Source organism: Micromonospora sp. NPDC003197, assembly GCF_053590565.1.
This window is the reverse complement of record NZ_JBSFTE010000033.1, coordinates 20384-40896: the sequence shown is the minus strand read 5'-3', so window position 1 is coordinate 40896 and position 20513 is coordinate 20384. Positions and strand designations below refer to the sequence as shown.

The 20513-nt window shown below is 68.1% G+C and carries 31 protein-coding genes, 1 pseudogene and 1 riboswitch; all 32 genes and pseudogenes read right to left on the bottom strand.

Translation table 11 applies throughout. The features are described from left to right. Nucleotides 1–59: 59 nt before the first annotated feature. The 32 genes and pseudogenes from thiS to rplP all read right to left on the bottom strand — a co-directional run bounded on the left by thiS (nt 60) and on the right by rplP (nt 20513). Nucleotides 60–260, bottom strand: coding sequence for a sulfur carrier protein ThiS (gene thiS / locus ACWDV4_RS27000; RefSeq protein ID WP_449984189.1), 201 nt, complete (start codon nt 258–260; stop codon nt 60–62). A gap of 34 nt (nt 261–294) precedes the next feature. Continuing rightward, entirely contained in the window at nt 295–1416 is a 1122-nt protein-coding gene (thiO, locus tag ACWDV4_RS26995) for a glycine oxidase ThiO (protein WP_449984186.1), read from the bottom strand. Further along, nucleotides 1410–2036: a thiamine phosphate synthase gene (gene thiE, locus ACWDV4_RS26990; protein ID WP_449984184.1), complete on the bottom strand. Its 627-nt coding sequence runs from the start codon at nt 2034–2036 to the stop codon at nt 1410–1412. The genes thiO and thiE overlap by 7 nt, the downstream gene beginning before the upstream one ends. Then, nucleotides 2031–2141: riboswitch (TPP riboswitch) on the bottom strand. Its footprint overlaps the gene before it by 6 nt. Nucleotides 2142–2337: 196 nt before the next feature. Then, nucleotides 2338–3282, bottom strand: coding sequence for an aldo/keto reductase (locus ACWDV4_RS26985; protein ID WP_449984279.1), 945 nt, complete (start codon nt 3280–3282; stop codon nt 2338–2340). A 176-nt stretch (nt 3283–3458) separates the two neighbouring features. Continuing rightward, a pseudogene (locus ACWDV4_RS26980) lies at nt 3459–3566 on the bottom strand (MerR family DNA-binding transcriptional regulator); the annotation flags it as partial. A gap of 96 nt (nt 3567–3662) precedes the next feature. Further along, nucleotides 3663–5342 (bottom strand): ABC-F family ATP-binding cassette domain-containing protein, encoded by a 1680-nt coding sequence (locus ACWDV4_RS26975; RefSeq protein ID WP_449984181.1) that lies wholly within the window; start codon nt 5340–5342, stop codon nt 3663–3665. Between the two features lie 68 nt (nt 5343–5410). Then, the gene (locus ACWDV4_RS26970) at nt 5411–6016 is read right to left on the bottom strand and encodes a class I SAM-dependent methyltransferase (RefSeq protein WP_449984178.1); all 606 of its coding nucleotides are present in this window, start codon (nt 6014–6016) and stop codon (nt 5411–5413) included. A 208-nt stretch (nt 6017–6224) separates the two neighbouring features. Further along, nucleotides 6225–7112 (bottom strand): tRNA pseudouridine(38-40) synthase TruA, encoded by an 888-nt coding sequence (gene truA, locus ACWDV4_RS26965; protein WP_449984175.1) that lies wholly within the window; start codon nt 7110–7112, stop codon nt 6225–6227. 72 nt (nt 7113–7184) lie between these two features. Continuing rightward, a complete protein-coding gene (gene rplQ / locus ACWDV4_RS26960; protein WP_449984172.1) occupies nt 7185–7748 on the bottom strand; it encodes a 50S ribosomal protein L17 in 564 nt (187 codons plus the stop codon). A 30-nt stretch (nt 7749–7778) separates the two neighbouring features. Then, on the bottom strand, nt 7779–8801 hold the full coding sequence (locus tag ACWDV4_RS26955; RefSeq protein WP_184534348.1) for a DNA-directed RNA polymerase subunit alpha: 1023 nt from the start codon (nt 8799–8801) through the stop codon (nt 7779–7781). A 119-nt stretch (nt 8802–8920) separates the two neighbouring features. After that, on the bottom strand, nt 8921–9547 hold the full coding sequence (gene rpsD / locus ACWDV4_RS26950; RefSeq protein ID WP_184534349.1) for a 30S ribosomal protein S4: 627 nt from the start codon (nt 9545–9547) through the stop codon (nt 8921–8923). 13 nt (nt 9548–9560) lie between these two features. Beyond that, the gene (gene rpsK / locus ACWDV4_RS26945) at nt 9561–9968 is read right to left on the bottom strand and encodes a 30S ribosomal protein S11 (protein ID WP_184534350.1); all 408 of its coding nucleotides are present in this window, start codon (nt 9966–9968) and stop codon (nt 9561–9563) included. A gap of 87 nt (nt 9969–10055) precedes the next feature. Continuing rightward, a complete protein-coding gene (rpsM, locus tag ACWDV4_RS26940) occupies nt 10056–10436 on the bottom strand; it encodes a 30S ribosomal protein S13 (protein ID WP_184534351.1) in 381 nt (126 codons plus the stop codon). 227 nt (nt 10437–10663) lie between these two features. Next, entirely contained in the window at nt 10664–10777 is a 114-nt protein-coding gene (gene rpmJ, locus ACWDV4_RS26935) for a 50S ribosomal protein L36 (protein ID WP_184539455.1), read from the bottom strand. Nucleotides 10778–10943: 166 nt separating this feature from the next. After that, nucleotides 10944–11165, bottom strand: coding sequence for a translation initiation factor IF-1 (gene infA / locus ACWDV4_RS26930; protein ID WP_007073013.1), 222 nt, complete (start codon nt 11163–11165; stop codon nt 10944–10946). 251 nt (nt 11166–11416) lie between these two features. Further along, on the bottom strand, nt 11417–11968 hold the full coding sequence (locus ACWDV4_RS26925; protein ID WP_449984167.1) for a DUF1707 SHOCT-like domain-containing protein: 552 nt from the start codon (nt 11966–11968) through the stop codon (nt 11417–11419). A gap of 72 nt (nt 11969–12040) precedes the next feature. Beyond that, nucleotides 12041–12883: a type I methionyl aminopeptidase gene (gene map, locus ACWDV4_RS26920; protein ID WP_449984163.1), complete on the bottom strand. Its 843-nt coding sequence runs from the start codon at nt 12881–12883 to the stop codon at nt 12041–12043. A 103-nt stretch (nt 12884–12986) separates the two neighbouring features. Then, complete coding sequence (locus ACWDV4_RS26915) at nt 12987–13640, bottom strand: adenylate kinase (RefSeq protein ID WP_449984161.1); 654 nt, start codon at nt 13638–13640, stop codon at nt 12987–12989. Further along, a complete protein-coding gene (secY, locus tag ACWDV4_RS26910; RefSeq protein WP_449984276.1) occupies nt 13641–14972 on the bottom strand; it encodes a preprotein translocase subunit SecY in 1332 nt (443 codons plus the stop codon). It lies immediately after the preceding gene. Between the two features lie 234 nt (nt 14973–15206). After that, nucleotides 15207–15650, bottom strand: a complete 444-nt coding sequence (gene rplO / locus ACWDV4_RS26905; RefSeq protein ID WP_449984158.1) for a 50S ribosomal protein L15 — start codon at nt 15648–15650, stop codon at nt 15207–15209. Beyond that, nucleotides 15650–15832: a 50S ribosomal protein L30 gene (gene rpmD, locus ACWDV4_RS26900; RefSeq protein ID WP_091555401.1), complete on the bottom strand. Its 183-nt coding sequence runs from the start codon at nt 15830–15832 to the stop codon at nt 15650–15652. The genes rplO and rpmD overlap by 1 nt, the downstream gene beginning before the upstream one ends. Continuing rightward, nucleotides 15832–16446 (bottom strand): 30S ribosomal protein S5, encoded by a 615-nt coding sequence (gene rpsE, locus ACWDV4_RS26895; RefSeq protein WP_184534356.1) that lies wholly within the window; start codon nt 16444–16446, stop codon nt 15832–15834. The genes rpmD and rpsE overlap by 1 nt, the downstream gene beginning before the upstream one ends. A 71-nt stretch (nt 16447–16517) precedes the next feature. Continuing rightward, nucleotides 16518–16907 carry a 50S ribosomal protein L18 gene (gene rplR, locus ACWDV4_RS26890; protein ID WP_449984154.1) on the bottom strand — a complete coding sequence of 130 codons (390 nt, stop codon included), beginning with the start codon at nt 16905–16907 and terminating at the stop codon, nt 16518–16520. After that, on the bottom strand, nt 16904–17446 hold the full coding sequence (gene rplF, locus ACWDV4_RS26885; protein WP_449984151.1) for a 50S ribosomal protein L6: 543 nt from the start codon (nt 17444–17446) through the stop codon (nt 16904–16906). Before rplF ends, rplR begins: the two co-directional genes overlap by 4 nt. Before the next feature lie 16 nt (nt 17447–17462). Then, nucleotides 17463–17870 (bottom strand): 30S ribosomal protein S8, encoded by a 408-nt coding sequence (gene rpsH / locus ACWDV4_RS26880; protein WP_013288624.1) that lies wholly within the window; start codon nt 17868–17870, stop codon nt 17463–17465. Nucleotides 17871–18018: 148 nt separating this feature from the next. Further along, a complete protein-coding gene (locus tag ACWDV4_RS26875; RefSeq protein WP_184534359.1) occupies nt 18019–18204 on the bottom strand; it encodes a type Z 30S ribosomal protein S14 in 186 nt (61 codons plus the stop codon). A 7-nt stretch (nt 18205–18211) separates the two neighbouring features. Beyond that, the gene (gene rplE / locus ACWDV4_RS26870) at nt 18212–18781 is read right to left on the bottom strand and encodes a 50S ribosomal protein L5 (protein WP_377573892.1); all 570 of its coding nucleotides are present in this window, start codon (nt 18779–18781) and stop codon (nt 18212–18214) included. Then, nucleotides 18781–19101, bottom strand: a complete 321-nt coding sequence (gene rplX / locus ACWDV4_RS26865; RefSeq protein ID WP_449984146.1) for a 50S ribosomal protein L24 — start codon at nt 19099–19101, stop codon at nt 18781–18783. Before rplX ends, rplE begins: the two co-directional genes overlap by 1 nt. Next, a complete protein-coding gene (gene rplN, locus ACWDV4_RS26860; RefSeq protein ID WP_007073026.1) occupies nt 19098–19466 on the bottom strand; it encodes a 50S ribosomal protein L14 in 369 nt (122 codons plus the stop codon). Before rplN ends, rplX begins: the two co-directional genes overlap by 4 nt. A 101-nt stretch (nt 19467–19567) precedes the next feature. Then, nucleotides 19568–19858: a 30S ribosomal protein S17 gene (gene rpsQ / locus ACWDV4_RS26855; RefSeq protein WP_449984144.1), complete on the bottom strand. Its 291-nt coding sequence runs from the start codon at nt 19856–19858 to the stop codon at nt 19568–19570. After that, entirely contained in the window at nt 19855–20088 is a 234-nt protein-coding gene (gene rpmC, locus ACWDV4_RS26850) for a 50S ribosomal protein L29 (protein ID WP_184534363.1), read from the bottom strand. Before rpmC ends, rpsQ begins: the two co-directional genes overlap by 4 nt. Further along, nucleotides 20088–20513 (bottom strand): 50S ribosomal protein L16, encoded by a 426-nt coding sequence (gene rplP / locus ACWDV4_RS26845; RefSeq protein WP_088647000.1) that lies wholly within the window; start codon nt 20511–20513, stop codon nt 20088–20090. The genes rpmC and rplP overlap by 1 nt, the downstream gene beginning before the upstream one ends.

Genomic DNA, 20513 nt, shown 5'->3' with positions numbered 1-20513 from the left:
CGCCGTCGTCTCCGTCGCGCTCACCCCGACCGCCACCGTCTCCGTCGCGCCCACTCCGGTCACCCGCCCTGGGCCGCAGTCAGCACCTCGACCCGGTCACCGGCGCACAGCACCGTGACCGGCCATCCCGCCCGAGGCACCACCTCGCCGTTGACCGCGACCGCCACCCCGCGGGGCGGCGCCGTCAACTCCGCCACCAACTCGGCCACGGTCGCGTCGGCGGAAACCGTCCGCCCCTCGCCGTTCACGATCAGCTCCATCACGTACCCCACTCCCGATCAGCCCGCCACCTACTCAGGCAGCGGCTACGAAACGGCCCGGCAGGAACGGCCCCAGCACCCGGGCCGGTACGCCGGTCATCAGCAGCTCGGCGATCAGTTCGGCGGTCATCGGGGTGAGCAGGATGCCGTGCCGGTAGTGCCCGGTCGCCACCACCACCGCCGGCCGGTCCGGCAGCGGCCCGAGAATCGGGGCGTTGTCCGGCGTACCGGGCCGCCACCCGACCCGTGCCTCCACCAGCTCGTACTCGGCGATCCCCGGCACCAGGTCGGTCGCCGCCCGGAGCAGGTCCAGCACTGCTCCGGCCGTGACCGTCGCATCGGTTCGTTCCTCGACCGTCGCACCGACCACCACCTCGCCGTCGGCACGCGGTACGAGATAGACCGACCGACTGTGGGCGTACCCCCGGATCACATGCCGGATGCCCGGCGCGCCGCCACCGGGTGCGCGCAGTCGGAGAATCTGCCCCTTCACCGGCCGAACCGGCAGCCCGGTCAGCGCCGCCGTACCGCAGCCGGCCGCCACCACCACGACCGATGCGGAAACAGTGGACAGATCGGTAACAGTGGTCGGAACGAACGACACCCCGGCCTTACCCGCGACGATCCGAAGTGCGGCGACCAGGCGCCGGGGATCGACCTGGTGGTCGTCGGGTGCGTGCGCCCCACCGCGTACGACGGGGGTGAGCAGCGGCTCGCGGTCGCGCAACTGCGCCGGGCGCAGCGGCGTGATCGGCAGCCCGAGGCCATGCTGGTACGACCAGAGCCGCTGTGCCTCGGCCAGGTCGTCCGGGGAAAGCCCGACGACCAGGGTGCCCTCCGTGCGATAGCCGACGTCCAACCCGGACAGTTCGGCGAGTTCGGCGGCAAATCCGGGCCACCGGGCGGCTGACTCGGTCATCAGCCGAGTCGACTCCCTCTCACCAAAGTACGCCTCGGTGACTGGGGCGAGCATGCCGGCGGCCACCCCCGACGCACCTGACCCGGACTCCGGATCGTAGACCGTCACCCGCATCCCGCGCATGGCACACCGCCACGCGATGGCCAGCCCAATCGGCCCGCCCCCCACCACCGCCACATCTGAAAGGAAGGGCCCCTTGTTATCGGTTTCTGGTGTAAAAGGGGCCCTTCCTAACATGCGAGTGCCCCGAGCAGCGTGGCGACGACACGTGCCGGATCAGCCGCGGAAGAGACTGCCCCGACCACCGCGACCCCGTACGCGCCAGCGGCCAGCAATTCGGGTACCCGTTCGACGGTGACGCCCCCGATCGCGACAACCGGGACGTCCACCGCCGCCGCCACCGTCCGTACGCCGGCCGGGCCGATCGGCGGTGGTAGACCATCCTTCGTCGTGGTGGCGTGGCACGGACCGACGCCGAGATAGCTGGCCCCGGCCACCACCGCCCGGAGAGCCGCATCCGGGTCCCGGGCGGTGGCACCGAGCACGGCGGCTGGTCCGAGCACCCGCCGGGCGGCGGCCACTGGCAGGTCCTCGGCCCCGACGTGTCCACCTGCCGCCCCCACCGCCAGCGCGACATGCAACCGGTCGTTGACCAGGCAAAGCGCCCCCGCCTCGGCGCACATTTCGATGACTCGGACCGTCAGCTCGTACGCTTCCCGGTCGCTGGCGGTGTCCTCGACCCGGACCTGCACCACGAGATCCGGACCGGCCGCCGAAAGTGCAGCCCGGACGACGGTAAGCGGATCACGCCCGGGCCGGGTGTCGGTGACAAGATGCAGTCGTCCCAAGGACAACACGGCAACACTCCTCCCTGCGCCGGCATTACCCGGATCAGGTTCGACGGTCGGGGGCTCGCCAGCCCCCCTCTCAGCCCGGTCCACCGGGCTCCCGTGGGTTACTTCCTTGCCGAGGCTACGACGTTGGCGACCTCAAGTAAAGAGAGGTGACCGGGCATACCTGCACCGAAAGACAACCAGGCACGTCGATTGACAACGACGCGACGTGCCTGGTTGTCCAGCTATCACCCAGCTGATCGTGCGATATGGAAACGGCCCAGAAGAGAACGACCAAACGGCCCAGAAGAGAGCGTCAGTCGACTCAGAAGAGAGCGTTCAGGTCGGCCAGATCCTCGGTGGACGGCTGCCAGGACCCGGCGGCGGCGTTGGCCCGCACCTGATCGGGCGTGGTGGCTCCGGCGATCACCGAGGTGACCGCCGGCTGGGCGGCCAGGCCGCCGATCGCCACCTGGAGCATGGTGAGCCCACGCTCGGCGGCGTACTTCTCGATCGCCTCGATGGTGTCCCACGGCGCTGCGGCCAGACGCTCGGCGTACCGTCCGCCCCCGGCCAACCGGCTGCCCGCCGGCGGCTGTTCGTTGCGCTTGTACTTGCCGGTGAGCAGCCCGTTGGCCAGCGGGAAGAACGGCAGCAGACCCAGGCCGAAGCGCTCGCAGGCCGGTACGACCTCCTGCTCCACCTCCCGCTGGAGCAGGCTGTACAGGTTCTGCGCGCTGACGAACGGGGTCAGGCCCTTGGTCCGAGCGACCCAGGCCGCGTCCGCGATCTGCCAACCGGCGAAGTTGGAGTTACCGAGGTAGCGCACCTTGCCGGCCCGGACGAGATCGTCCAGCGCGGACAGGGTCTCCTCGATCGGGGTGCCCGGGTCCGGCTCATGCATCTGATAGAGGTCGATGTAGTCGGTGCCCAGCCGGCGCAGTGACGCCTCCACCGCCCGCGCGATGTAGCGCCGGGCCCCCCGGGCCCCATGGTCCGGCCCGTTCATCCCGGACATGTCCATGCCGAACTTGGTCGCCACCACCACGTCGTCGCGGCGGCCCCGCAGGGCTGCACCGAGCTGCTCCTCCGAGCCGCCCTGCGGTTCACCGTAGATGTCGGCGGTGTCGAAGAAGTTGATCCCCGCGTCCAGCGCGGCGTCAACGACGGCCCGGGTGCCGTCGAGGTCCAGCTTGCGGCCAAAGTTGTTGCAGCCGACGCCCACCACGGACACCACGAGTCCGGAGTTGCCGAGCCGGCGATAGGTCATCTCAGTCACGTGATCAACCCTATGCCGCCTCGCCGCACCGCCGCCGGGCCTCTGCCGCAGCCGACCGTGTCGCGCCGAAGCTCATCACCTCATCGCGACGGAACAAACCCCGGTCGACCACGCTCGTTCGCGCTCGCCCCCGGGGTTGGTAACGGCGGCTCGACGGGGTACCGGGCGTTCACCGCAGCTGGCCGCAGCAACCCGAGTTCGTCGTATAGCCGCAACGCCTTCGGCGACAGTCGCGCGGACCGGGCGAACGCCCCGATCGTCAGCAGTTGCGGCATCTCCGCTCCTCCTCGCCCCGGTCACCTGGGCCGGTGCTGACGATGCTGTGGCTTCCCCCGAGGGGAAGGTCAAGGACGCCGGCCGCAGAGGCCCGCTCAGCCAACGTCCCAGACCGGCTCGGGGGTCTCCACCACCTCGCCATCGCCCTGGAAGAGCACGAACCGGTCGAACGAGCGGGTGAACCACCGGTCGTGGGTAACCGCGATCACGGTCCCCTCGAACATCCGCAGCCCCTCCTCAAGGGCTTCTGCCGACGCCAGGTCCAGGTTGTCGGTGGGCTCGTCGAGTAACAGCAGGGTCGCCCCGGAAAGTTCCAACAGCAGCACGAGGAAGCGTGCCTGCTGCCCACCGGAGAGGGACCCGAACCGCTGGTCCCCCTGGCCGGCCAGCTCGTACCGGCTCAGCGCGGCCATGGCGGCATGCCGATCCATTCCGGCTCGATGATCGTCCCCGCGCCAGAGCACCTCCACCAGCGTCTTGTCCATCAACTCCGGCCGGTCGTGGGTCTGCGAGAAGTGCCCGGGGCGGACCCGGGCCCCCAGCCGGGCCACACCGTCGTGCCGAACCGGGGTCAGGTCCAACCCACCGGCGAGCAACACATTGGCCGGGTCCGGATCGGTGCCACCCCGGGCCAGCAGCCGCAGGAAGTGCGACTTGCCCGTTCCGTTCGCCCCGAGCACCGCCACCCGGTCGCCGTACCAGAGTTCCAGGTCGAACGGGTAGGTCAGGCCGTCCAGTTCCAACTGCTCGCACATCACCGCGCGCTTGCCGGTACGGCCACCGCTCAGCCGCATCCGGATGGCTTGGTCCTTCGGCGGCAGTGGTGGCGGCCCCGCCTCCTCGAACTTGCGCAGCCGGGTCTGCGCCGACTGGTATCGCGAGGCCATGTCAGAGTTGTAGGCAGCCTTCTGCTTGTACATCAGCATCAGTTCACGCAGCTTCTGATGCTCCTCGTCCCACCGTTTGCGCTGTTCTTCGAGGCGGCCGTGTCGGGCCACCCGCGCTTCGTACCAGGTGGCGAAACTGCCCGGATGCACCCAGGCGCTACCGCCCTCCACCGCCACCACCCGGTCGGAGGTCTGGGCCAACAGTTCCCGATCGTGCGAGACGTAGAGCACCGACTTCGACGACTCGCGCAGCCGGCCCTCCAGCCACCGCTTACCGGGTACGTCGAGGAAGTTGTCCGGCTCGTCGAGGAGCAGCACCTCGTCCGCACCGCGTAGCAGCAACTCCAGTGCGAACCGCTTCTGCTGCCCCCCGGAGAGGGTGCGTACCGGACGGTGCCGGGTCTGTTCCCACGGCAGGCCGAGCACGATCGTCGACACCGTGTCGAAGAGCACCTCGGCGTCGTACCCGCCGGCCTCGCCCCAGGCGGCCAGCGCGTCCGCGTACGCCATCTGCGCCTTGCCGGCGGCGGTGCTGTACTTGCCGCGCACCTCGGTGGCGTGCAGTGCCGCCTCGGCGGCGGCCAGCCGCTTCCCGGCGGCCTGTAGCGCTGGGGCGGCGAGTGAGAGTGCCAGCTCCGCCAGTTCGGTCTCGTCGCCGATCATGCCGATGAACTGCCGCATCACGCCCAGCCCGCCGCTACGGGCGATGGCACCGATCTTGGTGGGCAGGTCACCGGCGACCATCCGCAGCAGGGTGGTCTTACCGGCACCGTTCGGCCCGACCAGGGCGACCTTGGCTCCTTCGCCCACCCGGAACGACACGTCGGCGAAGAGTTCCCGGCCGTCCGGCAGCGTGTACCCGAGACCGGCGACGTCTATGTACCCCACGTCGGCATCCTGCCCGACTACGACGGGCTGCGGCATCCGAGTTTCCCGGCCCGCTGCCGTAGCAGCGCTCAGTGGGTGACCCGGAACACCCGGTAGCCCTTCTGGCTGGCGTGCCGCTGGACCGTCCACCCCTGTTCGATCAGCCACTGCTGGAGCGAGTCACCGCCGAGGTGCCGGGCCACCACCAGCCAGGCGACCCCGTCCGGGGCGAGCCTCGGCAGCCAGCGCAGCAGCATCGTGTGCAACTCCGCCTTGCCGATCCGGATCGGCGGGTTGGACCAGAGCTGCGCGAACGTGAGGTCGGCTGGAACGTCGTCCGGCGCGGACACCCGCACCCGGTCGGCCGCGCCGACCCGGGTCGCGTTCTCGACAGCGAGTTCCCGGGCCCGTTCGTTGACGTCGACCGCCCAGACGGTCGCCGCCGGCGCCGAGGTCGCGAGCACGCAGGTGATCGGCCCGTAGCCGCAGCCCAGGTCGAGAATCGGCCCCGCCGCATCCGGTCCGGGCAGGTCGGCCTTGCGCAGCAGTACGGCGGTGCCGGGGTCGAGCCGATCGGCGGAGAAGACCCCGCCTGCGGTGGTCAGCTGGTAGTCCCGACCGGCGACGGAGAACTCGATGTCGCGGCGGTGCGGGGCGGTACCAGGCTGGACGCTGAAGTAGTGTTCGCCGCTCACGTCAGGCATTGTCGCCTACCGGCGTGGTGGCCCCGAGCCGACGGTCGGTGCGCGGGCCGGGCCACAGGTTGGGTCAGCGGTCGGTGCGCGAGTCGGGCCGTCGGTTGGGTCAGCGTTCGGTGCGCCGGCCAAGCCGGCAACGGGCCGCTCACTGTCGGGCCGCTCACTGTCGGGCGGCTCACTGTCGGGCGGCTCACTGTCGGGCGGCTCACTGTCGGGCCCCTCCTACCCGCAACCGGCGGGTCTTCTCCGCCCGGCGGGCGTACTCGGCCGGATCGTCGGGGTAGCCGACCGCCACCAGGGTCAGCCCGTGCGCCGGGGCCACGGTCACCTCACTGGACCGGTCCCGCCGGCTGAGCAGGCTCGCCGGCCACTGCACCGCTCGGCGTCCGTCGCCGGCCACCAGCATGGCGCCGACCAGACTGCGCACCATCGACTGGCAGAACGCGTCGGCCTGTACCGTGGCCACCAGAATCCCGTCCGGGTCGCGTCGCCAGTCCAGGCGGGTGATCTCCCGCAGGGTGGTGGCGTGCTCCTTGCGTCGGCAGTACGCGGCGAAGTCGTGCTCGCCGACCAGGCCGGCGGCGGCTTCGTTCAGTGCCGCCAGCTCCAGCGGCCGAGGCCAGGCCAGGATCTCGTGTCGACGTAACGGCTCCGCCCCGTGCGGGGCATCGGTGACCCGGTACTCGTAGCGCCGGAAGGTGGCGGAGAAGCGCGCGTCGAAGTCGGCTGGCACCTCAGTCACGGCCCGTACCCGTACGTCCCCGGGAAGCAGGCCGGCAAGTCGACGCAGCAGGGTCCCCTGTAGTGCCTGCCAGGCGGTGGTGAGCAGGTCCACATGGCAGACCTGGCCGGTGGCATGCACCCCGGCATCGGTACGACCAGCCACCGTCAGTCCGGTGACCGCCGGCCGAGTCGTCCGACTGCTGTCTCCACCGTAAATGGGCGCACTGCCGGTAGTCGCACTGCCGAAGACCCGGTCCAGCGCCTCGGTCAGCACGCCGGCGACGGTACGCCGACCCGGCTGGGCCGCCCATCCGGAGAAGGCGGTGCCGTCGTAGGCGACGTCCAGCCGTACCCGGGTGTGTGTCTCCACTCAATCCCCCCAGATAGCGTCCGGGCCTGACACCCCGGGAAGGGTGTCAGGCCCGGATCTGCCCGTTGTCGCTCAGGACTTGGTCTCGCCTGCCTCGTCGCTGTCCTCGCGGGCAGCCGCAGTGTCACCCGACACCGACTCCGGTGCGTCGGCGTCCTGGTCAGCGTCGGCCGACCGAGCCGCGGGGGCCTCGTCGGACGGGGCGAGTGCCTCGACCTTGTCCTGCTGCGCCGTCTTGCGACCGGCGGTCTTCTTGTTGGCGGTCGGAGCCGCGACGACCAGCTCCTCGACCAGCTCGATGATCGCCATCGGGGCGGCGTCGCCCTTGCGCGGACCGATCTTCACGATCCGGGTGTAGCCACCCGGACGGTTGGCGTACCGGGGTGCGATCTGGTCGAACAGGGCGAAGACCACGTCCTTGTCCCGTACGACGGACAGCACCCGGCGCCGAGCGGCAAGGTCACCGCGCTTGGCCTTGGTGATGAGCTGCTCCGCGAGGGGCCGCAGCCGCTTGGCCTTGGTCTCGGTGGTCCGGATCTTGCCGTGCTGGAACAGCGAGGTGGCCAGGTTGGCCAGCATCAGCCGCTCGTGCGCGGGGCTGCCGCCGAGGCGGGGGCCCTTGGTGGGCGTGGGCATGCTTGGTGCTCCTCAGTAATGGCAGCGGATCTAGAGCTGCTCGGTCTCGCGGTAGTCGTCGGTGTCGTAGTCAGCCTCGCCGAAGGCGTCCACGACCTGTGCCGGGTCGAAGTTCGGAGCCGAGTCCTTCAGCCCCAGACCCATCCCGGCCAGCTTCATCTTGACCTCGTCGATCGACTTCTGACCGAAATTCCGGATGTCGAGGAGGTCGGCCTCGGTACGCCCGATGAGCTCACCAACGGTGTTGATGCCCTCGCGCTTGAGGCAGTTGTAGGAGCGGACGGTGAGGTCCAGCTCCTCGATCGGCAGGGCCAGATCGGCAGCCAGCTGGGCGTCCTGCGGGGACGGGCCGATGTCGATGCCCTCCGCGGTCTCGTCCAGTTCCCGGGCCAGGCCGAAGAGCTCGACGAGGGTGGAGCCGGCCGAGGCCAGCGCGGTACGCGGACCGATCGACGGCTTGGTCTCGACGTCGATGATCAGCCGGTCGAAGTCGGTACGCTGCTCGACTCGGGTCGCCTCGACGCGGTAGGTCACCTTCAGCACCGGCGAGTAGATCGAGTCGATCGGAATCCGGCCGATCTCGGCACCGGCCTGCTTGTTCTGCGCGGCGGTGACGTAGCCACGACCCCGCTCGACGGTCAGCTCCATGTCGAGCCGGCCCTTGCCGTTGAGCGTGGCGAGCTTCAGGTCGGGGTTGTGCACCGAGACACCGGCCGGCGGCTGGATGTCACCGGCGGTCACGTCGCCGGGCCCCTGCTTGCGCAGGTACATGCTGACCGGCTCGTCGTGGTCGGAGCTGACGCACAGCTCCTTGACGTTCATGACGAGCTCGACCACGTCTTCCTTGACACCAGGAATGGTGGTGAACTCGTGCAGGACACCGTCGATCTTGATCGACGTCACCGCCGCGCCCGGGATGGACGACAGCAGGGTACGCCGCAGCGAGTTGCCCAGGGTGTAGCCGAAGCCCGGCTCGAGTGGCTCGATGGTGAACCGGGAACGGGTCTCGCTGATCGACTCCTCGGAGAGGGTCGGCCGCTGGGTGATGAGCATTTCTTCTCTTCTCTTCCGGGGACGCCCGCTATATGACGCCCGCCTGATGTGGTGCTGGGCTGGTCAGCCCATCGGGGCCTCGCCCGGGGTCGCCGGCAGCGACCCCGGGCGAGATCCGATCACTTCGAGTAGAGCTCGACGATCAGCTGCTCCTGGACCTGCGTGTCGATGACCTGCCGGGCCGGGAGCGAGTGCACCAGGATCTTCATCTGGCTGGGGATCGCCTCCAGCCAGGCCGGCACCGTCTTCGAACCGGCCTCGGCCTGCGCCACGATGAACGGCGTCAGCTCCTTGGACTTGGCCCGGACCTCGACGATGTCGTGCTCCTTGACCCGGTACGACGGAATGTCGACCTTCTTGCCATTGACCATGAAGTGGCCGTGCTTGACAACCTGGCGGGCCATGTCCCGGGACTTGGCGTAGCCAGCCCGGTAGACCACGTTGTCCAGCCGCGATTCGAGGATCTGCAGGAGGGCCTCACCGGTCTTACCCGGCTTGGCCACGGCCTCCTCGTAGTAACCGCGGAACTGCTTCTCCAGCACGCCGTAGACGCGGCGGGCCTTCTGCTTCTCACGAAGCTGGAGCAGGTACTCGGTCTCCTTGGTGCGACCCCGGCCGTGCTGTCCGGGCGGGAACGGCCGGGACTCGAACGGGCACTTCGGGCCATCGCACTTGCTGCCCTTGAGGAACAGCTTCATCTTCTCCCGCCGGCAACGGCGGCAGTCAGCACCGGTGTAACGAGCCATCTCTCTCTACCTCTCAGACCCGGCGACGCTTCGGCGGACGGCACCCGTTGTGCGGCTGCGGGGTGACGTCGGCGATCTGACCGACCTCAAGCCCAGCGGCCTGCAGCGAACGGATGGCGGTCTCCCGGCCGGAGCCGGGGCCCTTGACGAACACGTCTACCTTGCGCATGCCGTGATCCATCGCCCGACGCGCGGCGGCCTCGGCGGCCATCTGCGCAGCGAACGGGGTCGACTTGCGGGAGCCCTTGAACCCCACCTGACCAGCGGAGGCCCAGGAGATGACGGCACCGGTCGGGTCCGTGATGGACACGATGGTGTTGTTGAAGGTGCTCTTGATATGCGCCTGCCCGTGGGCGACGTTCTTGCGTTCCTTGCGCCGGACCTTCTTTACGGCGGCCCCGGCACGAGCCTTCGGTGGCATAAGTCTGTGCGCTCCTAATTGACTTCCCGGTACCGGTTGCGGCCCGGCCGAGCTCGGCGGGCCTGGACCGGTGTTCCGGTCTACGTCTTACTTCTTGCCGGGCTTCTTCTTGCCGGCGACGGTCCGCTTCGGGCCCTTGCGGGTCCGGGCGTTGGTCCGGGTCCGCTGGCCACGCACAGGCAGACCCCGGCGGTGCCGGATGCCCTCGTAGCAGCCGATCTCGACCTTGCGGCGGATGTCAGCGGCGACCTCGCGGCGCAGGTCGCCTTCTACCTTGTAGTTCGCCTCGATGTGATCGCGGAGCTGGACGAGCTCCTCGTCAGTGAGGTCCTTGGCGCGCTTGTCCGGGGAGATGCCGGTCGCGGCGAGCGTTTCGACCGCCCGGGTCCGACCGACCCCGAAGATGTAGGTGAGCGCGATCTCCATCCGCTTGTCGCGGGGGAGGTCGACGCCAGCTAGACGTGCCATGTGCGGGCGTACTCCTCATGGTGTGTCGCGGAGGTCTGTACCCGACCCACCCCGATCCGACTGTCCTGGCTCGGCGTCAGTGCCGCCGGAACCGGTGCAGTCGTTGCCCGATCGGGCCCCGGCCTCCGACCGGGGGTCAGCCACGAGTTACGCGTACGCAGTGCGCTTCGCTGCTCGTGGCTGGGACGAGCTTGTGTTGTTGTACGGATCTGCGCGACCGGGGCCAATCAGCCCTGGCGCTGCTTGTGGCGCGGATCGGTGCAGATCACCATGATCCGGCCGTGCCGGCGAATCACCCGGCACTTGTTGCAGATCCTCTTGACGCTCGGCTTGACCTTCACGGTTGCCTTACTTCCCATCTACGCCCGGCAGCGTCATCGGACGCGGCATCGGACCTCGAAGGCGGACACGGGACGTCCCGGCCGCTGTCAGTGACCAATGAACGTTTGTCTGGACGTAACACCGCTTCACGGGTTGCGACCCGGAAGGGTGTTCGTCCAGGCAGGTTCACTTGTAGCGGTAGACGATGCGCCCTCGGGTCAGGTCGTACGGCGAGAGTTCGACGACAACCCGGTCCTCGGGCAGGATGCGGATGTAGTGCTGCCGCATCTTGCCGCTGATGTGAGCCAGCACCTTGTGGCCGTTGGCGAGCTCAACCCGGAACATGGCGTTCGGGAGTGGCTCGATTACCCGGCCTTCGATCTCAATGGCTCCGTCTTTTTTCGGCATGTCCTCCGCTGTCCTGACGTCGGTTTATCCGGACGGCTCACAACGTCTTACTGGGTGGTTTCAACCCGCCCCAGGAGTCAACCTGGAGCAAGATCACTCACCCGAGCCAGCCGCGGCTCCGGCACCCGCCGAAGCGCGGGCGGGCATGCCAGAGTGGACGCTGTGCGCCGATCAGCCAGTGTACGCGCGGACACGCATCGACGCCAAACCGAGGTGGGTCCTGGCGAGCCGATCGGACGAACGGGACTATATCAATCGTCCTGACGACCGGCCGCCCGGTCAGAATCGCCCGCCGCCCGCTTGTCGATCTTTTCCTGCGCCCGGCCGGCCCGTTTCGCCGCCCACCGCTGTGGCGCACCGTTGATCAAGCCCCCCACCGTCGAAATCACCAGCACCGCACCCCACGGTCCAGCCACCCAGACCGGCCAGTAGTAGAGCACCTCCCCAGCACTCAGGCTGCTGGTTCCCCAGACAGCGGTGGTGATGGTCATCGCGCCGAAGTAGGTGCCCCAGGTCTCGACCAGCCAGCGCCGCGTGGCCCCCGGGTAGCGCACCTGCTCCTCGGGCACCACCACCGACCGATCGGCGGCGGGCAGCAGCTGCGACCGCTGGGTGGGGATGGTGGCCGGAAGATCGACCAGCAGAGCGTCAAGCTCCGCGTACGTCTTCGCGGCGTAGGTTCGCTGGAGGCGCTCGTCGTACTCGTGTAGCTCCAGCCGACCCTCGTTCAGCGCGATGCGCAGCTGCTCTGCCACTGCCGTCCGGTCGGAGTCCGCCGCCCGCATCTCGTCCCGCCGGTCCATGGCTAGAAGCATGCCATTACGCAAGTACGAGCGACCATCCCGGTTCGGGGCGCCACCGGGCCGTCAGGCGGGTCAGGGCTCGGTCGACTGCCGGGCGGTCACCAGGTCGCCGAGGCGAGCCCGGCCACCGTCCGGCGCGGTCAGCACCCACACGCCGTCGTCGAGCAGGGCCATCGAGTGCTCCACGTGCACCGCCATCGAGCCATCCCGGGTGACGACCGTCCAGCCGTCGGCCAACTCGGCCGTCCGGGGCGAGCCCATGGTGATCATCGGCTCGATCGCCAGCGCCATGCCGGAAACCAAGCGCGGCCCACGTCCCGGCCGACCGTGGTTGAGCACGTGCGGGTCCTGGTGCATCTCGGTGCCGATGCCATGCCCGCCGTATCCGTCGACGATCCCGTACCGGCCGCCCTTACGGACCGCGCACTCGACCGCGTACGAGATGTCGGTCAGCCGGCCCTTCCCGCTGGCCGCCCCCCGCGCCGCGGCGGCGATCCCGGCCCACATCGCGTCCTCGGCCACCTCGGCCATCCGGAGCAACTCCGGCCGCACCTCGCCGACCCCGACCGTGATCGCCGCGTCGCCGTGCCAGCCGTCCAGCACCGCGCCGCAGTCGATGGAGATCAGGTCCCCGGAGCGCAGCACCTGCTTCGGGGACGGGATGGCGTGCACCACCTGCTCATTGACCGACGAACAGATGGACGCGGGGAAACCGTGGTAGCCCTTGAAGGAGGGAACGGCACCGGCCTCACGGATCACCGACTCGGCGATCTCGTCCAGATCGGCGGTGGTGACCCCGGGCGCGACCGCCGCGCGCATCCGGCTCAACGCGGCAGCGACCACCAGCCCGGCGGCCCGCATCTTCTCGATCTGCTCCGGAGTCTTCAGTTGGATGTCCAACTGGTGACGGCGCATGCCGTTTCTACCTTTCGCTGACAAGTACGGGGCTCACTGCTCCCGCCCCGACGCTCCCGGGACCGACCCACTGGGAAGATCCCTGGGGCCGATCCCGGCGCGCCTATCCGCCGTACGAACGCAGAGCGTCGATGGCCCGGACGGTGACGTCCTCCACCGGACCGGTGGCGTCGATCCCGACCAACTTGCCCTGCGCGCCGTAGAAGTCGATCAGCGGAGCCGTCTTGTCCGCGTACTCCCGCAACCGCTCCGCGATCGTCTCGGCCTTGTCGTCGTCACGCTGGAACAGCTCGGATCCGCACCGGTCGCAGATGCCTTCCCGCGTTGGTGCGTCGAACTCGACGTGCCAGATCTTCCCGCAGCCCCGGCAGGTACGCCGTCCGGAGAGCCGCCGAATCACCTCGTCGTCGTCCACGACCAGTTCGAGCACCAGGTCGAGGGCGGTCCCGAGGTCAGCCAACAGCTTGTCGAGAGCAGCCGCCTGCGGCGTGGTACGCGGGAACCCGTCGAGCAGGAACCCAGCGCTGGCGTCCGGCTCGGCGAGGCGGCCGCGCACCATGTTGATGGTCACCTCGTCGGGCACCAGCTTGCCGGCGTCCATGTAGCGCTTGGCCTCGACACCGAGGGGCGTGCCCTGGGACACGTTGGCCCGGAAGATGTCGCCGGTGGAGATCTTGGGTACAGCCAGGTGCGCGGCGATGAACTCGGCCTGAGTACCCTTTCCGGCCCCCGGAGGGCCCACCAGAACGAGTCGCATCTACCGAAGGAACCCTTCGTAGTTCCGCTGCATGAGTTGGCTCTCGATCTGCTTCACGGTCTCCAGCCCCACACCGACCATGATCAGCACCGCAGTACCACCGAACGGGAAGTTGACGTACTGCTCGCTGTTGAGCCAGATGAAGAAGAAGTTCGGCAGGATCGAGATGAGACCCAGGTAGAGGGCGCCAGGCAGCGTGATCCGGCTGAGGATGAAGTCGAGGTACTCGGCGGTCGGCTTGCCAGGCCGGATGCCGGGGACGAACCCGCCGTACTTCTTCATGTTGTCCGCGACCTCGGTCGGGTTGAACGTGATCGAGACGTAGAAGTACGTGAAGAAGATGATCAGCAGGAAGTAGACGCTGATGTAGATCGGGCTGCGTGGGTTGGCCAGGTTGTTCTGGATCCACATCTGCCAGTCGTTCAGGTTGTTCGGGTCGAAGAACTGCAACCCGAGCTGCGGCAGGTAGAGCAGCGAGGAGGCGAAGATGACGGGGATGACACCGGCCTGGTTGACCTTGAGCGGGATGTAGGTGGACGTCCCACCGTACGACCGCCGGCCGATCATCCGCTTCGCGTACTGCACCGGGATCCGGCGCTGCGCCTGCTCGATGAAGACGACCGCAGTGATGATCACCAGCACCAGGACGATCACGAGGGCGAACATGTCCCAGCCGTTGGTCTTGCGGATCGTCCAGCCTTCGCTGGGGAGCCGGGCCGCGATCGAGGTGAAGATCAGGACCGACATGCCGTTGCCGACGCCCCGGTCGGTGATCAGCTCACCCAGCCACATCACCATGCCGGTGCCGGCGGTCATCGTGATGACCAGGGTGACCAGCGTGATCCAGAGCGGCAGCCCGGTGTTGTCGGGAACGATCGGGTACTGGTCGCACATGCCGTTGAAGAGCTGCCCGGAGCGGGCCAGTGCGACGAATGCCGAGGCCTGCAGCACGCCCAGCCCGAGTGTCAGGTACCGGGTGTACTGCGTGATCTTCGCCTGACCGGCCTGGCCCTCCTTGCGGAGCTGCTCCAGGCGTGGGATGACCACGGTGAGCAGCTGCAGGATGATCGAGGCGGTGATGTAGGGCATGATGCCCAGCGCGAAGACCGACAGCTGGAGCAACGCACCACCGGAGAAGAGGTTCAGCAGCGTGAAGACGCCGTTACCCTCCCCTGTCTCCATCGTCTTGATGCAACTCTGCACGTTGCTGTAGGAGACACCTGGGCTCGGCAGCGTCGCGCCGAGGCGGTAGATCGCGACGATGGCTACTGTAAACAGCAGCTTCTTGCGCAGGTCAGGCGTACGAAACGCACTGAGAAAGGCGGAGAGCAACTTCATCCTCCTGCGCGAGGCGGCCGCCAGTAGTTGTGGCGGGACGTGGTGGTTGCCGGGCGAGCGCCCGATATCCATAGCTGGGATCGGACTCTAACAGCCAAGAGCGTATTCGGGCAGGTGCGCCCGGGAACATTTACCGGATCCGATGCTGCCGGGGTAATACGGGACCAGCAGACCGTGGCGCCCGCCAGTTGCGGGCAACTGGGCGAGCGCCACGGTCGACGTACGTGCCTACAGCTCGGTGACCGAGCCACCGGCGGCAGTGATCTTCTCCTTGGCCGTGGCGCTGAACGCGTGCGCCGAAACCTGGAGCGTCACTCCACCGAGGTCGCCGGTACCGAGGATCTTGACCGGCTGCCCCTTACGGACCGCGCCAGCCTCAACCAGCTCCAGCGGACCGACCTGGCCGCCGTTGGGGAACAGCTCAGCGAGCCGGTCCAGGTTGACGACCTGGAAGACGACCTTGAACTTGTTCTTGAAGCCCTTGAGCTTCGGCAGCCGCATGTGGATGGGCATCTGCCCACCCTCGAACGCCGCCGAGATGTTCTTCCGGGCCTTGGAACCCTTCGTACCGCGACCGGCGGTCTTACCCTTCGAGCCCTCACCGCGACCCACGCGGGTCTTCGCGGTCTTGGCTCCAGGAGCGGGACGCAGGTGGTGGACCTTGATCGTCATTACTCGACCTCCTCGACCTTCACGAGGTGGTTCACGGCGAAGATCATGCCCCGAATCTCGGGACGGTCCTCCTTGACCACCACGTCATTGATCCGCTTGAGGCCGAGCGACCGCAGGGACTCCCGCTGGTTGTGCTTGGCCCCGATCTCGGACCGGACCTGGGTGACCTTGAGACGTGCCATCAGGACGCCACCCCCGCCCGGGCCGCGAGCATGGCGGCCGGTGCGACATCCTCGACCGGCAGGCCACGACGGGCGGCGACCGCCTCCGGTGATTCGAGGCTCTTCAGGGCCGCGACGGTGGCGTGCACGATGTTGATCGGGTTCGACGAACCGAGGCTCTTGGAGAGCACGTCGTGGATACCCGCACACTCCAGCACGGCACGCACCGGACCACCGGCGATGACACCGGTACCGGCGCTGGCCGGCTTGAGCAGGACGACGCCAGCGGCGTCCTCACCCTGCACCGGGTGCGGGATCGACGAGGCGATCCGAGGCACCTTGAAGAAGTGCTTCTTGGCCTCCTCGACACCCTTGGCGATCGCCGCGGGCACCTCCTTGGCCTTCCCGTAGCCCACGCCGACGGTGCCGTCGCCGTCCCCCACGATCACGAGGGCGGTGAAGCTGAAGCGACGACCACCCTTCACGACCTTGGCGACACGGTTGATCGCGACGACCCGCTCGAGGTGCGGGGTCTTCTCGACGGGCGCGTTTCCGCGGCCGCCCTCACGGCGGTTGTCGCGGCGACCACCCTCGTTGCCACCGGACCCGCCGCCACGGCGCTGTTGACCTGGCATCAGCAGCCTTCCTTTTCTCTCGTGACGGGGTTAGCTAGTTGAGATCCTCGTATGACGCGCATCAGATGCCGTCAGAACTCGAGTCCGGCTTCGCGGGCAGCGTCGGCCAGCGCGGCGAGCCGCCCACCGTACCGGTTACCACCACGGTCGAAGACGACCTTGGAAATCCCCGCAGCCTTGGCCCGCTCCGCGACGAGTGCGCCGACCTTGCCAGCCAGGGCGCTCTTGTCGCCCTCGACGCCCCGGATGGACGCGTCCAGGCTCGATGCCGACACCAGGGTACGACCCTGGGTGTCGTCCACCACCTGGGCGGTGATGTGCCGCAGCGAACGGGTGACGACCAGACGAGGCCGCTCGGCCGTACCGCTGATGCTCCGGCGGACGCGGAAGTGCCGACGCGCACGCCCGACGGCGCGCTTGGCGGCGACGCCGCGGCGGCGCTTGAGCAGCGTGGCGCTCACTTCTTACCTGCCTTTCCAGCCTTGCGGCGGATGACCTCGCCCTGGTACTTGATGCCCTTGCCCTTGTAGGGCTCCGGCGGACGGATCTTCCGGATGTTGGCGGCGATCTCACCGACCTGCTGCTTGTCGATGCCGGCCACGTGGAACAGCGTCGGCTTCTCCACCGTGAAGGTGATGCCGTCCGGCGCCGCGACCAGCACCGGGTGCGAGAACCCGAGCGCGAACTCCAGGTCCTTGCCCTTGGCGGTGACGCGGTAACCGGTACCGGCGATCTCCAGGGACTTCTTGTAGCCCTCGGTCACGCCGACGATCATGTTGGCGACCAGGGTACGGCTCAGGCCGTGCAGTTCCTTGGCCTTGCGCTCGTCGTTCGGCCGGTTGACGTGCAGCTGGCCGTCCTCGCCCCGCTCTGCGGTGATCGGCTCGGCCAGGGTGACGGCGAGCTCGCCCTTCGGGCCCTTGACCTTGACGGTCCGGCCGTCGATCGTGACGTCGACGCCGGCCGGTACCGGGATCGACTTACGTCCAATACGCGACATTTCTACCTGTCTCCCGTTACCAGACGAAGGCGAGGACTTCCCCGCCAACGCTCCGCTTGCGGGCCTGCCGGTCGGTGAGCAGTCCCTGGGACGTCGAAATGATCGCCACACCCAGCCCACCGAGCACCCGCGGGAGCCCGTCCGACTTGGCGTACACCCGCAGACCGGGCTTGGACACCCGCTTGATGCCCGCCAGGCTCCGCTCACGGTTCTGGCCGTACTTCAGCTCGACCACCAGGCGCTTGCCGACAGCGCCCTCCTCGGGCTCCTCGACCGACCAGGTGGCGATGTAACCCTCAGCCTTGAGGACCTCGGCGATGTTCGCCTTGATCTTCGAGTAGGGCATCGTCACCCGGTCGTGATACGCCTGGTTGGCGTTCCGCAGACGCGTCAGCATGTCTGCGATCGGGTCGGTCATAGTCATTGGTTCTCGTCAGCCTTTCTCACCGGGGTTCCCTGGGCGGTCAGGCCCGGGCCTACGGCGTTGCGATCCTCGCCCAAGCCGTCGGCCTGGACGCAGCTGGGCTCTACCGGGTTGCATTGCACGCCTCGCCCATAACCAGGGCGCAGCGTCACCAGGAAGCCTTGGACACGCCGGGCAGCTCACCGCGGTGGGCCATCTCCCGGAGGCACACCCGGCAGAGACCGAACTTGCGGTAGACCGCCTTCGGACGTCCGCACCGCTGGCAGCGGGTGTACGCCTGGACCGAGAACTTCGGCTTCTTGGCGGCCTTGAGAATCAGCGCCTTCTTCGCCATCTCGTACTCACTGCTCCTTGAACGGGAAGCCCAGGAGCTTGAGCAGCGCCCGGCCCTCGTCATCGGTCGTCGCGGTGGTAACCACCGTGATGTCCATGCCCCGCTGCCGATCGATCCTGTCCTGATCGATCTCGTGGAACACCGACTGCTCGGTCAGACCGAACGTGTAGTTACCGTGCCCGTCGAGCTTGCGCCCGTCCAGGCCGCGGAAGTCGCGGATACGCGGCAGCGCGATGGAGAGCAGCCGGTCCAGGAACTCCCACATCCGGTCGCCGCGGAGGGTCACCTTCGCGCCGATCGGCATGCCCTCACGCAGCTTGAACTGCGCGATGGACTTGGTCGCCCGCCGCACCTGCGGCTTCTGGCCCGTGATCGTGGCGAGGTCACGGACCGCACCGTCGATCAGCTTCGCATCCCGAGCCGCCTCGCCGACACCCATGTTGACGACGATCTTGACCAGGCCCGGCACCTGCATGGGGTTGCCGTACTGGAACTGCTCACGCAGCTTGGCCACGATCTCGTTGCGGTACCGCTCCTTGAGGCGCGGCATGGTCTTGGTTTCGGTAGCCGTGGTCATCAGAGGTCCTTACCGGTGCTACGCGCGATGCGGACCTTCTGGCCACTCTCGTCGATGCGGTACCCGACCCGGGTCGGGTTACCGTCGGAGTCCAGGACCTGCACGTTCGAGACGTGGATCGGGGCCTCCTGGGTGACGATGCCACCGGTCTTGGCGCCACGCTGGGTGGTACTGATGCGGGTGTGCTTCTTGACCCGGTTCACGCCCTCGACCAGGATCTTGTCCTGCCGCGGGTAGGCCGCGATGACCTTGCCCTTGGCACCCTTGTCCTTGCCGGCGATGACGACGACCGTGTCGCCCTTCTTGACCTTCACGGTCACAACACCTCCGGCGCGAGCGAGATAATCTTCATGAACCGCTTGTCCCGCAGCTCCCGACCCACCGGGCCGAAGATGCGGGTACCACGCGGGTCTCCACCGTCCTTGATGATGACGGCGGCGTTCTCGTCGAAGCGGATGTACGAGCCGTCCGGCCGCCGCTTCTCCTTGGCGGTGCGGACGACGACCGCCTTGACGACGTCACCCTTCTTGACACCGGCGCCCGGGATCGCGTCCTTGACGGTGGCCACGATGACGTCGCCGATACTCGCGTAGCGCCGACCGGAGCCGCCGAGAACCCGGATGCACAGGATCTCCCGGGCACCCGTGTTGTCGGCGACGCGCAGTCGCGACTCCTGCTGAATCACGTCTATCTCCTATGTCTGCCAGTTCTCAGTCGGCCCGGCCGACCGAGCTTGGCGGAACCCTGAGCCTGCTGGATCGGTCTGCTACGCAGCCCGTACGGCTCTTACTTGGCCTTCTCGAGGATTTCCACGACCCGCCACCGCTTGGTGGCGGAGAGCGGACGGGTTTCCATGAGCAGCACCCGGTCGCCGATGCCACACGCGTTCTGCTCGTCGTGCGCCTTCAGCTTGCTGGTACGCCGCATGACCTTGCCGTACAGCGGGTGCTTGACCCGGTCCTCGACCTCGACAACGACGGTCTTCTCCATCTTGTCGCTGACCACGAGGCCCTCACGCACCTTGCGCTGGGCCCGCTGAGCCGCGCTGGTCCCCTCCGGGGCGGTCTTCTCACTCATGCCTTCACCTCAGTTGGCGCGGCCGAGAGTCCGAGCTCGCGCTCACGCATGATCGTGTAGATCCGGGCGATCTCCCGACGGATGACCTGGAGCCGACGGTTGTTGTCGAGCTGGCCGGTCGCGGCCTGCACGCGGAGGTTGAACAGCTCCGCCTTGGCCTCCCGTAGCTTCGTGACCAGCTCCTCCTCGGAGAGTTCACGCAGCTCGGCGGCCTTAACGCCCGCTGCCATCAGGATTCACCCACTTCGCGCGTCACAATGCGGCACTTCATCGGGAGCTTGTGGATCGCGCGACGCATCGCCTCTCGCGCAATCTGCTCGTTGGGGAAGGACATCTCGAAGAGCACCCGCCCCGGCTTCACGTTGGCGACCCACCATTCCGGCGAGCCCTTACCGGAACCCATCCGGGTTTCCGCCGGCTTCTTGGTCAGGGCCTGGTCCGGGAAGACCGTGATCCAGACCTTGCCGCCACGCTTGATGTGGCGGGTCATCGCGATACGGGCCGACTCGATCTGCCGGTTCGTCACGTAGGCCGGCTCGAGCGCTTGGATTCCGAACTCGCCGAAAACCACCCGGTTGCCGCCCTTCGACGCGCCATGGCGGTCGGGGTGGTGCGGCTTGCGGAAGCCCTTCGGGGGCTTGCGCGGCATCAGCAT